Here is an 11,834-nt window from a genome sequence, read left to right as displayed (position 1 = left end):
CTATTTGATTGATGGGTAGAGAACTGCGGATTGATAAATAGTCCAGGGCCCGGCTGAGCGTTGCGCAATAGTGAAGAGCAGCAGGCTAATACTGCGAATTCTATGAACAATTGGAATAATGACCAGGCAGTCACATATAGGATCTTGCCGAATAAAAAACCTTGAAAGCATTTGACCTTGTCACGTGGGCAGGCTCCATAGTCTTCGGGCATAACCAATAACCAGGAGATCAATATGCTTCGTTTTCATATTCCCAACATGACCTGCGGCGGTTGCGCCAAGTCTGTCACCCGGGCGCTGCTGAGTGTCGACCCACAGGCGCGCATTGAAACCGATCCACCCACGCGGGAAGTCAGGGTCGAGAGCACGCTGGACGCAAACGCTTTGCGTAGCGTGCTGAGCGAGGCGGGGTATCCCGACCAGCAATAAAGGTCGGTAATACCGGGGGCGACGACGGCAGGGCGGTGCAGAGGCTGCCGTCGCTCGCGACCCGAACGCCCACGCCGCGCCCCGGATATCATTGCTCCAGCTGCCCATTAGTTCGGGGTCGAGGGGGTATTAACGTTGCGACAGTGGGAGGGTTTGAAATTGTAAATAGGTGTTTCAGCGAGAAACTTCACCTATTAACCATTCGGATAAACGCACTACCTGCCGGGACTCGTTATAGAGGGACGAGGCCTTTACAACACGCTTTTCTGTATCAACTCGACTACCGAAAGAGGGTCTTTTTCGCACGCCTGATTTTCCCACAAAAAAAACATTTTCGTGGCTTGACCTTTCCACCATGGGAAGCTTTAGGATTTTTCGCATAACAACAATGAAAAGGGTAGTTAGATGTCCTACGTTATGCGGCAAAAGCGCTGTCACTCACTCTCCGCCTTAGTTACTTACCCGGACCGACCGATCCAGGGGTTCTCTTATGCGTCACGTATCGAACATTCGATACCGGCGCTGAAAGTGAACTCCGGCGTTCATGGGGTCAGGGTCGATCTCACTACTTCGCGCACCGACTGTATCCCCGCGTAGAACTCATCAAATTCACGAGCGAGAAAATAACAGAGCCCTCGTTCATGAAGTCGATGTTTAACGTGAAGTCATTAGTAACTTGTGGAGGTTTTCATGAATAAGCTCAGCACCTATCGCAATGTAATAAAGCCGCAAGCCCTCGGTGGCCAAACGGCAGCTCGCACCGCCGACGTCTCGAACCTCTTGGCCGAGGCATTGAAACCAGGCGCCACCTATTCCCAGGTCACAGTCGCGCTGGAGTCGCTGCTGATGCTCACGGCAGCGGGTCTTGCGGGAGACGCCACGGCCTATGCGCAATACCAGTCGCTGCTCCTGGAGTTGCACCTGCCGGGAGAACCCCGTACCGAACCCACGCGCCGCTGGCTGGCCAGCCAGGTGTACCTGATGGAGGACGAATTCGCCGCCGATCTGTCCGACGCTCCGGCGTTGTCGGTAGAAGCGTTTCGCACCGCCGTCGACGCTGAAATCGAGGCCCGCACTCGGGTCAAGCACCCGATGTCGGCTCACCTGTTCCAGGGGACACCGCCTCTGGAGGACGTGCGCTTTTTCCTCGAGCACCACTGGACCCGCTCCTACAACTTCTACAGCCTGCTGGCGGAACTGGCGTTTCGCTTCGAAGCCATCGAGGACGCCTCGGTGTTCTATCGCAACCTGTATGGCGAAGCAGGGGCGGAGACTCCGGAGCGTTCGCACCCGGCACTGCTGTCCCACCTGATGACCTATTTCGATATTCCGTTGCGTATCGATTTCCCTGCGCTCCAGCCCCTGGAAAAGGCCTATCTCAACAACCGCATCCGTTGCGTGCGCCATCCGGATGTGGCCTGGGGCCTGGCCCTGTTGTATGCGGTGGAGTCGGTGAGTTGCGTCAACCACCGGCGCATCTACGAGCTGTTGCAACGCCTGGGCGTACCTGAGCAGCCCAGCGAATTCCACCGCCTGCACGGTACCCAGGACGAGATCGACACCGAGGAGATGTGGGCGCTGATTGCCAAGTTCGCATCGAACCCGTCGTTCCAGCGCACGTTCATGCAATCGCTGGCGCGCCACTTCGACATCAACAAGGCGTACTTCGACATGCTGTGGCAGGAGATGCAGAAGCAGTCCATCCAGAAAGCCTGATTCACCCCGTTGCACCTAAAACAAAAACAAGGAAGACCCATGATGAGTTCCCGTAATTTCTCCCTGCAGCAACTCCAGAACCTGCACTCGAGCGAGGCGCGCCTGGTCGCCGAGGCGCTGGTGCCCAGCGCGACATCCAGGCCCATCGAAATCGCCGCCAATGCGCTGTCCTCCCTGGCCGAGACGGCCCACGCCGGCAATGCCCGCGCCTTCGCCGAGTATCAGCAACTGCTCTATATCCTGTCGCTGAGCGACGACGTGGCGACCGCGCTCACTCGCCGCTGGCTGGCCAATGCCATCTATCGCGTGGAAGAGCGCTTCATGCCGGCCGCCGACCTGTCCTCGGCGCTGTCCGAAGCGGACTTCCAGAAACGGCTCGAACAAGAGGTCTTCTCGCAGTCCCGCGAGAAACACCCCATGTCGCAGTACGTGTTTTCCGGGTCCGCCTCCCACGGGCAACTCCAGGTGTTCCTGCGGCATCAATGGTTCCGTACCTTCCGCCTGTACCGGGACGCGGCGGACCTGCTGGTGAACCTGACCGATGTGGACGAGGCCGCGGCGCTCGGCCGCTACCTTTACGGCGAGCTGGGCGAAGAGGACGAGCAGGGCTCCCATCCGCGGTTGCTGGCGAAGCTGCTCAACGCCGTCGGCCTGGAAGCGGACTTCCAGGCCATCTCGACGATGCCCGAGGAAATCGCCTACCTGAACAACCGCGCGCGCTGCTTCCGTCAGCCTGACGTCGGTTGGGGCCTGGCGGTCTTCTACATCACCGAGCTGGTGGTTCCGGGCAATCACGAGAAGCTCTATCGCGCGCTGCTCCAGGCCGGCGTGAGCGAAGAGGCGGCCGAGTACTACAAGGTCCACATCAGCCTCGTGCCGCCCCGGGCCAAGCGTGAATGGCAGCTCATCTCGCGACGCATTCCGGACGTCGGCTTCCAGAACGCGTTCCTGACCTCGCTGGCCCAGCACTTCCGTCTGGAAAGGGCTTACTACGACGCTGTCTGGCAAGAAATGCAGACCGTGAAGTAAGCGCCCCTGGGACAACGCGAGTACTAAAACATGTCAAGTCACATTACAGAGTCTCGTATCCACGGGGGCGCTTACTCGTCCCCGGAATTCGCCACGATCTTCTCCGATACCCATCAGGTGCAGCAGTGGCTTGAGGTCGAACGGGCGCTGGCGGCGACCCAGGCCGAGATGGGCATCATTCCCCATGAGGCGGCGCGGGAGATTGCCCGCGTGGCCAACGTGGAACTGTACGACCTCGAAGCGCTGGGCCGGCAAAGCCTGGCAACCGGGCACATCCTGGTGCCGCTCATCCGGGCCATGGAGCAGTCCTGCACAGGAGGCTGGGGCGAGTACGTGCATTACGGCGTGACCACCCAGGACATCCTCGATACCGGGCTGGTCCTGCAGATCCAGGAGGCCTGGGGCCTGGTCCTCGGTCGATTGCGTTCGATCCGCCACCATTTGCTGGTGCTTGCGCTGCGCTACCAGCACACGCCGATGGTGGCCCGAACCCATGGCCAGCAGGCGCTGCCCACGACGTTCGGCTACAAGGTCGCGGTCTGGATCGATGAGATCGACCGGCACCTGCAGCGCTTCGACGAGGCGCAGGGGCGGGTGATGGTGGGCAATCTGACCGGGGCCGTGGGCACCCTGGCCTCGTTCGGCGCCCAGGGTTTCGAGCTGCAGCGGCGAACGCTGGCCAGGCTCGGGCTCGGCGCGCCCCTGACCAGTTGGCACAGCGCCCGGGATCGGGTGCTCGAGGCCGCGGGGCTGCTGCTCCAGGTCTCGGTGACGCTGGGCCGGGTCGCGAACGAAATCTACCACCTGCAGCGCAGCGAAATAGATGAGGTGCGCGAGGGCAGCCGGCCGGGGCAGGTGGGCAGCAGCACCATGCCCCACAAGCAAAACCCGTCGACGGTCGACTTGATCAGCGCGCTGTCGCGGCTGGTCCGGGCGCAGATGGTCGCCCTCACCGACGCGGCGTTTCAGCTGCACGAGCGTGACGGTACGACCTGGCGCATCGAGTGGGCGGCGTTACCGGAGCTGTTCATCTACAGCGGTGCGCTGCTCACCCGCATGCAGGGTCTGCTGGCGGCGGGCCTGGAGGTCCGGGAGGCGCGCATGCGCAGCAACCTGGACTTGCTGGGCGGGTTGATTCTGTCGGAGCGGGTCATGCTCGCGCTGGCGGATCGACTGGGCAAGCAGACCGCCCACGAGCTGGTGCATGAGGCCGCCCTGGCGGCGCGGCGAGACGATATTCCGTTCCGCGACGCACTGCTCGGGCACGAACGCCTGCGCGGCTGCTTCACCCCGCAAGCGCTCGAAGCGCTGCTCGACCCCACGACCTACACCGGGCTGGCCGCGGACATGGTCGATCTCGTCGCCCGTAGCCCGCTACCCGGCTCATCGAGCGATGAGCGTGAAAGGCCAATATCAAACCAAGGAAGTCCCAATCAGTCTCAGTGCGTGATGGAGGGTATGTGATGGATTCGCAATCGCTGGAAACGCTGGCCCGTGCTGCTTGCACCGTACGTTCGCAAAGCCTCGGTACCGATCGGGCCGAGGCGGGGTGCCGGCATGAACACAGCCACATCCTGGACTCGAAAACCCACGGGGGAGGTTACGCAGGCCCTGTGAGCCGGAAAATCTTTTGCAGCCACTGCCGCCTGCAGCGCTGGCTCGATGTGGAGGCGGCCTTGGCCCTGGCCCAGGCGGATGTCCAGATCATCCCCAGGCAGGCCGCGCTGGAAATCGAGCAAGCCGCGAACCTCTCGGCCATCGACTGGCATCAGATCGCCGATGGCGTGGCCAGTACCGGGCACTCGCTGATGCCGCTACTGAGCGCCTTGCAGAAAAACTGCAGCCCGAGTGCCCGGGAATACGTGCACTACGGCGCCACCACCCAGGACATTCAGGACACCGCCCAATCCCTGGAAATGCGCGATGTGCTCGATGCCCTGGACCAGGCCCTGGAGACCCTGCTGGAGAAGCTCTCGGTGCTGGCCGATGCGCAACGCGGCTCGCTCATGGTCGCCAGGACCCACTCGATCCCGGCGTTGCCCACCACCTTCGCGCTGAAGGTGGCCGGCTGGATCGACGAGCTGCTGCGGCACCGCGATCGCCTGGGCGAGGCGCGCAAGCGAGTGCTGGTGGTGCAGCTGTTCGGTGGCGTCGGCACGATGGCCGCCTTCGGTACCGAGGCCATGGGCATGCTGGAGAGTTTTGCCCGCCGTCTGTCCCTGGACGTGCCGCTGGCGGGCTGGCATGTCTCCCGCGATCGCGTCGCCGAGTTCGTCGGCACGCTGGCCATGGTCACCGCGTCCCTGGCCCGCATCGCGGATGAGATCCGCACCCTGAACCGCTGGGAAATCGGCGAGGTGGCGGTGGGGTGGACGGAGCAGCAGATCGGCAGCAGCACCATGCCCCACAAGCGCAATCCCGAGGGCTGCGAACAGGTGGTCGTACTGGCGCGGCTGGCCAAGGCCCAGGTCATGCTGGCGCTGGACGCGATGATCCTGGAACACGAACGGGACTACCGCGGCACCCGCCTGGAATGGTGCGCCGTGGCGGATGTCTCGCACTACACGCTGATGGCCTTCTCGTTGCTGACCGACACGATCAGCGGACTCACCGTCAACGACCGGACCATGGAGCGCAACGCCACTGCCTTCAGCGAGGCCATCTGCACCGAGGCCTTCGTGTTCGAAATGGCGAAAAAGCTCGGCAAGAGCAGCGCCTACGAAATCATTTTCGAGATCACCCAGGCCTGCCAGCGGGACCAGGTATCGATGCGCGAGGCGATCGAGTCCGACCCGCGGGTCATCGCGGTCATGCAGGCGGAAACCCTGGCCCGGCTGTTCGAACCCCGGGCCCATCTGGGCATGGCCGAAAAGATCGTCGACAACGTACTGGGCAAGGCAGCCAGCCATTAACCGATTACCGCTATGCGGTTGTTCTGTAAATCATGGAGAGATACATGTCTAAGGCTATCGAAATAGAGAAGGCGAAGGTCGAACAGTTTTCTGCGCGGATCATGGAGGACTACGGCAACACCTTGCGCGGCGCCATGCTCTACATCGGCGATCAACTGGGCCTGTTCAAGGCGCTGGCCCACAGCGAGTGGGTGACCCTGGAAGAACTGGCGCAGCAGACCGGCTTCAACACGCGGTACCTGCGGGAATGGCTGGGCAGCATGGCGACCGGCAACTATGTGACCTACGACGCGCAGACCAGGCGCTATCGGCTGCCTCCCGAGTTCGTCCCGGTGCTCGCCGATGAGGATTCACCTTACTTCGCCGGTGGGATCATCCAGCTGAGCGTGCCGTTCGTGAGCATGGCCCCGAGGGTCATCGACGCCTTCCGCCACGGCGGCGGCTGCCCGGAAGAAGCCTTCCCGATCGAGACCTGGCAGGGCATGGAGCGCATGACGATGCCCTGGTACAAGCACTATCTGGTCCAGCACTGGATCCCGTCCCTGGACGGGGTCAAGGAAAAGCTCGAGACCGGGGGCAGCGTGCTGGATTTTGGCTGTGGCAGCGGCCTGGCGGCGATCACGATCGCCAAGGCGTTCCCCGAGGCCCGGGTCTTTGGCTGCGATTTCCATCCACCGTCCATCGAGCGTGCGCGGGCTAACGCCGAGGCTGCCGGGGTCGCTGACCGGGTCCGGTTCGAGGTCAGCGATTCGGATGCGCTGGTAGGCCAGAAATTCGACTTCGTCACCACCTTCGTGGTGATCCACGACGCGACCGACCCCCAGCAAATGATGACGGATCTGCGCCAGTCGACCGCGGACGATGGGACCTACCTCATGGTGGAACTCAACCTGTCGGAAGACCTCCACGAAAACATGAACCTGTTCGGTCGGGTGATGTACCCGCAGAGCACGCTGTATTGCATGACCTGTTCGCTGTCCCACGGTGGCGCGGGAATCGGTGCCTTCATGGGTGAAAACCGCGCCAGGCTGATGGCCGAGGCCGCGGGCTTCAACCGCTTCCGCAAGGTGCCTTCGGACAAGCCGGCCTTGCCTGCCTTGTTCGAACTGCGGCCTTGAGGCCGTACTGCCCGGGGTTGCGCAAGCGATCCCGGGCAGTCTCCAGCGGATGAGGCGATATGGGCCGGCTAGATCGACAATTAACTTTCGTTTTTTGAAAGGGCTTTGTGCAAAACGCTCAACATGTTTGGCCGGTCGGTTTGAACATGGCTGATCAACACAATCTCTCGGTCATACCGAGCATTGCCTACCCAGTCCACCGCGCACTTATGGCCCCAATGTTCAAAGCCTGACCAATACGGCACAAGGCTGACGCCAAGACCTTCGGTTACCAGCATGGCAATTGTCTCGAGTGCGTCCAGGTCCACCAGTGGCGTCGGTATAAGGCCGTTGTCTGCCAAGTAATGCTCGGCATGGCGTCCGCCCCACGAATCTGGATCGTAGCGAATATAGGCATGGGTTTGCAGTTGAGCCGGGATACTGTCCGAGGACTTCTCCTTCGACAGGAAAACCAGCGGCTCCTTGCGTAGTGACACCATGTGCAACGCTTTTGGCAATTCAAAGGGCGGAGCTACCAATATGGCAGCGTCCAGTTCGCCTGAGAGAAGGGCTTGATACAACGAGCGCGATGTTCCCGGCACGATGACCGGTTTGAGGCCTGGCGCTAACTCGGTCAGTGCCCGCAATGCTCCGGGTAGCAGACCGGTCAGAACGGTCGAAACTGCGCCTATTCTCAACTTTCCTGTAAGCCCCTCTACGTCGGCGTCTCCAGCCAGTAGTTCAACCTCGCGAACGATGCGTCTAGCCCTGGGCAACAGAGCAAGACAGGCCTCACTCGGCTTGGCTGCGTGCCCGACGCGAGACAAGAGCTCAAAGCCGAGTTGCCGTTCGAGCGCGAGAATTCGCTGACTGACCGCTGCTGCCGTCAGCCCTTCCACGCGCGCGGCATGAGCGATGGAGCCGCATTCCACAACGGTGATGAGGCTTTTCAGATAACGCGCATCCATAAGAAATTCTTTCGATGAAAGATAGAATTACATGCTATCTCTTTTCATGAAAACAGTACAGGCTTGGTCCTGTCCCATCACTTCCACCCACCTGTGCTTGTTTGGAGCAACCGATGCAGTCGATTTTTCACTTTGCTTATCACGTCCGCGATTTGGAGCTTTCCCGCCAGTTCTACTGCGATTTGCTGGGTTGTGAGGAAGGTCGTAGCACCGATACATGGGTAGACGTCAATTTTTTCGGGCATCAGTTATCGCTGCACTTGGGCGAACCATTCCCTGTAACTAATACAGGAAAGGTTGGCGACCACATGGTGCCGATGCCCCATCTTGGCGTGATCTTGAAAATGTCGGACTGGGTTGCTTTAAAAGACCGCCTGATCAAAGCCGATATGAAATTCGTTCTTTCACCTAACATCCGTTTTCCAGGACAGCCCGGTGAGCAAGCAACGATGTTCTTCCTGGATCCAGCCGGGAATCCTATCGAGATAAAAGGTTTCGCTGACTTGGAATCAGTTTACGCAGTTTGAATTTATTCATGACATTGCAACTCCAATAAATATCAATCCTTCAAGATGGTGATTAACACTCAGATGAACTCATACGGTTAATTCGTCGAATGCTTTCCAGAATTTGGCGACACTCAAGCTCCTGATAAAAACAACAACGATATATAAACTTGAGGTATTGGAATGAATATTTTCAAACTTGCCTGGGTTGCACTAACTGCAGCTTCCATGATTGGCGTCAGCAGCGCAGCTTTGGCAGGCTCCACGCTGGATGCCATTCAGAAGAAGGGTTTCATTCAATGCGGCGTCTCCGATGGGTTGCCAGGTTTCTCCGTTCCGGATGCCACGGGCAAGATTGTTGGTATAGACGCCGACGTCTGTCGTGCCGTAGCCGCTGCAGTGTTCGGTGACGCAACCAAAGTGAAGTTCAGCCAGTTGAACGCCAAGGAGCGTTTTACTGCTCTTCAGTCGGGCGAAATTGATGTGCTGTCGCGCAACACGACCTGGTCCAGTTCTCGAGACGCGGGCATGGGCCTGGTGTTCGCCGGAGTGACTTATTACGACGGAGTAGGCTTCCTGGTGAATAACAAGCTCGGCGTCAAGAGTGCCAAGGAGCTCGACGGCGCGACCCTCTGCATTCAAGCCGGTACCACGACCGAGCTGAATGTTTCCGATTACTTCCGCGCCAATGGCCTGAAGTACATCCCAATCACCTTTGACACCTCTGACGAAAGTGCCAAATCGCTGGAAAGCGGTCGTTGCGACGTCTTGACCTCCGACAAGTCGCAACTCTACGCACAACGCAGCAAGCTGGCCTCGCCGAAGGACTACGTGGTACTGCCGGAAACCATCTCCAAAGAGCCTCTGGGACCGGTCGTTCGTAAAGGCGATGAGGATTGGTTCAGCATCGTCAAGTGGACGCTGTTCGCCATGCTCAACGCCGAAGAGGCCGGTATCACTTCGAAGAACGTCGAAGCCGAAGCCAAATCCACCAAAAACCCGGACGTCGCGCGTCTACTGGGCGCAGAAGGTGAATACGGTAAGGACCTGAAGCTGCCAAATGACTGGGTCGTGAAGATCGTCAGTCAAGTTGGCAACTACGGCGAAATCTTCGAACGCAATCTCGGTAAAAGCACCCCACTGGAAATTGCTCGTGACCAGAATGCCCTGTGGAACCTGGGTGGTATCCAGTACGCACCTCCAGTGCGCTGATCAATCCACCCCCTGGCAATCTTTGCCAGGGGTGTTCCAAAGCATTTTCACTGGGGCACCTCATGCCAAATAATATCGTCGCACTCAATGGGCTTTCCCTGTCAGATCCACGTGTGCGTGCATGGCTATTCCAGATCATCACCGTTGTGGCGGTGATCTCGCTTGGCTGGTACTTGTTCGACAACACTCAAACCAACCTTCAGCACCGGGGCATCACCTCCGGCTTCGACTTCCTCGAGCGCAGCGCCGGCTTCGGCATCGCTCAACACCTGATCGCCTACACCGAAGCGGACAGTTACGCCCGGGTGTTCGTGATCGGCCTGCTCAACACCCTGCTGGTGACCTTCATCGGCGTGATCCTGGCGACCATCCTCGGTTTCATCATCGGCGTGGCGCGCCTGTCGCAGAACTGGATCATCAGCAAACTGGCGACCGTGTATGTGGAAGTATTCCGCAACATTCCGCCGCTGCTGCAGATCCTGTTCTGGTACTTCGCGGTGTTCCTGACCATGCCGGGGCCGCGCAACAGCCATAACTTCGGCGACACCTTCTTCGTCAGCAGCCGTGGCCTGAACATGCCGGCGGCCCAGTTGGCCGACGGCTTCTGGCCGTTCGTGATCAGTATCGTGGTGGCGCTGGCCGCCATTGTGCTGATGGCGCGCTGGGGGACCCGGCGCTTCGAAGAAACCGGCGTGCCGTTCCACACGTTCTGGGCCGGCCTGGCGCTGTTCGTGGCGATCCCGGCGCTGTGCATGCTGCTCTTCGGCGCGCCGGTGCATTGGGAAATGCCGGAACTTCGGGGTTTCAACTTCGTCGGCGGCTGGGTGCTGATCCCGGAACTCTTGGCCCTGACCCTGGCCCTGACCGTCTACACCGCGGCGTTCATCGCCGAAATCGTGCGTTCGGGGATCAAGTCGGTCAGCCACGGCCAGACCGAAGCGGCCCGTTCCCTCGGCCTGCGCAACGGTCCGACCCTGCGCAAGGTGATCATCCCGCAGGCCCTGCGGGTGATCATTCCGCCGTTGACCAGCCAATACCTGAACCTGGCGAAGAACTCGTCCCTGGCGGCCGGTATCGGCTACCCGGAAATGGTTTCGCTGTTCGCCGGCACCGTGCTCAACCAGACCGGGCAGGCCATCGAAGTCATTGCCATCACCATGAGCGTGTACCTGGCGATCAGTATCAGCATTTCCCTGCTGATGAACTGGTACAACAAGCGCATTGCGCTGATCGAGCGGTGAGGAAACGCGCATGAGCACTCATATTTTCAAACCCGACATGCCCCCACCGAGCAGCAGCATCGGCGTGCTGGCGTGGATACGGGCCAACATGTTCTCCAACTGGCTCAATGCCCTGCTGACGCTGTTTGCCTTCTACCTGATCTGGCTGGTGGTCCCGCCCCTGTTGCAGTGGGCGATCTTCGACGCCAACTGGGTCGGCACCACCCGCGCCGACTGCACCAAGGAGGGCGCCTGCTGGGTGTTCATCCAGCAGCGTTTCGGCCAGTTCATGTACGGCTACTACCCGACCGAGCTGCGCTGGCGCGTGGACCTGACCGTGTGGCTGGCGGTGATCGGCGTGGCGCCGCTGTTCATCCCGCGCATCCCGCACAAGGCGATCTACGGCCTGGGCTTTCTGGTGCTGTACCCGATCATTGCCTACACCCTGCTGCACGGCGGCTATCTCGGCCTGAGCAACGTGGCGACCAGCCAATGGGGCGGCCTGATGCTGACCCTGGTGATCGCCACCGTCGGCATCGCCGGCGCCTTGCCGCTGGGCATTCTGCTGGCGTTGGGGCGGCGTTCGAACCTGCCGGCGATCCGGGTGGTCTGCGTGACCTTCATCGAGTTCTGGCGCGGCGTGCCGCTGATCACCGTGCTGTTCATGTCCTCGGTGATGCTGCCGCTGTTCCTGCCCGAGGGCCCTGGAGCTGACGCTCTACGCCTACGCCCCCACCGGGCAGCC

11 protein-coding genes are annotated in these 11,834 nt (G+C 60.4%); 10 read left to right on the top strand and 1 reads right to left on the bottom strand.

What is annotated here, in order from left to right; all coding sequences use genetic code 11:
- Positions 1–234 precede the first annotated feature (234 nt).
- The 6 genes from ACQKQA_RS03285 (at position 235) to ACQKQA_RS03260 (ending at position 7,204) form a co-directional block, all read left to right on the top strand.
- Complete coding sequence (locus tag ACQKQA_RS03285; protein ID WP_427553471.1) at positions 235–429, top strand: heavy-metal-associated domain-containing protein; 195 nt, start codon at positions 235–237, stop codon at positions 427–429.
- 690 nt (positions 430–1,119) lie between these two features.
- Positions 1,120–2,145 (top strand): HOASN domain-containing protein, encoded by a 1,026-nt coding sequence (locus tag ACQKQA_RS03280; protein WP_427553469.1) that lies wholly within the window; start codon positions 1,120–1,122, stop codon positions 2,143–2,145.
- Between the two features lie 42 nt (positions 2,146–2,187).
- On the top strand, positions 2,188–3,174 hold the full coding sequence (locus ACQKQA_RS03275; RefSeq protein WP_427553467.1) for an HOASN domain-containing protein: 987 nt from the start codon (positions 2,188–2,190) through the stop codon (positions 3,172–3,174).
- A gap of 30 nt (positions 3,175–3,204) precedes the next feature.
- Positions 3,205–4,638, top strand: coding sequence for an adenylosuccinate lyase (gene purB, locus ACQKQA_RS03270; RefSeq protein ID WP_427553465.1), 1,434 nt, complete (start codon positions 3,205–3,207; stop codon positions 4,636–4,638).
- Positions 4,638–6,086 (top strand): class-II fumarase/aspartase family protein, encoded by a 1,449-nt coding sequence (locus tag ACQKQA_RS03265; protein ID WP_427553462.1) that lies wholly within the window; start codon positions 4,638–4,640, stop codon positions 6,084–6,086. Before purB ends, ACQKQA_RS03265 begins: the two co-directional genes overlap by 1 nt.
- A 44-nt stretch (positions 6,087–6,130) precedes the next feature.
- On the top strand, positions 6,131–7,204 hold the full coding sequence (locus tag ACQKQA_RS03260; protein WP_427553460.1) for a methyltransferase domain-containing protein: 1,074 nt from the start codon (positions 6,131–6,133) through the stop codon (positions 7,202–7,204).
- An 80-nt stretch (positions 7,205–7,284) separates the two neighbouring features.
- Here ACQKQA_RS03260 and ACQKQA_RS03255 read toward each other — a convergent pair whose 3' ends face one another.
- The gene (locus tag ACQKQA_RS03255; protein ID WP_427553458.1) at positions 7,285–8,151 is read right to left on the bottom strand and encodes a LysR substrate-binding domain-containing protein; all 867 of its coding nucleotides are present in this window, start codon (positions 8,149–8,151) and stop codon (positions 7,285–7,287) included.
- A 113-nt stretch (positions 8,152–8,264) separates the two neighbouring features.
- Here ACQKQA_RS03255 and ACQKQA_RS03250 point away from each other — a divergent pair, with 113 nt between their 5' ends.
- The 4 genes from ACQKQA_RS03250 to ACQKQA_RS03235 all read left to right on the top strand — a co-directional run.
- Entirely contained in the window at positions 8,265–8,678 is a 414-nt protein-coding gene (locus ACQKQA_RS03250) for a VOC family protein (protein WP_427553456.1), read from the top strand.
- A 162-nt stretch (positions 8,679–8,840) separates the two neighbouring features.
- Positions 8,841–9,869, top strand: coding sequence for an amino acid ABC transporter substrate-binding protein (locus tag ACQKQA_RS03245; RefSeq protein ID WP_427553454.1), 1,029 nt, complete (start codon positions 8,841–8,843; stop codon positions 9,867–9,869).
- Positions 9,870–9,931: 62 nt separating this feature from the next.
- The gene (locus tag ACQKQA_RS03240; RefSeq protein ID WP_427553452.1) at positions 9,932–11,110 is read left to right on the top strand and encodes an amino acid ABC transporter permease; all 1,179 of its coding nucleotides are present in this window, start codon (positions 9,932–9,934) and stop codon (positions 11,108–11,110) included.
- Positions 11,111–11,120: 10 nt separating this feature from the next.
- Positions 11,121–11,834, top strand: a 714-nt coding sequence (locus ACQKQA_RS03235; RefSeq protein ID WP_427553450.1) for an ABC transporter permease subunit, incomplete at its 3' end; no start/stop codon positions are given.

Origin of the sequence: Pseudomonas sp. NPDC089530 (assembly GCF_050280705.1) — a bacterium.
Classification (GTDB): Bacteria; Pseudomonadota; Gammaproteobacteria; order Pseudomonadales; family Pseudomonadaceae; genus Aquipseudomonas.
Note: the sequence above shows the minus strand (reverse complement) of the source record. Positions and strands in the feature narration are given on the sequence as shown.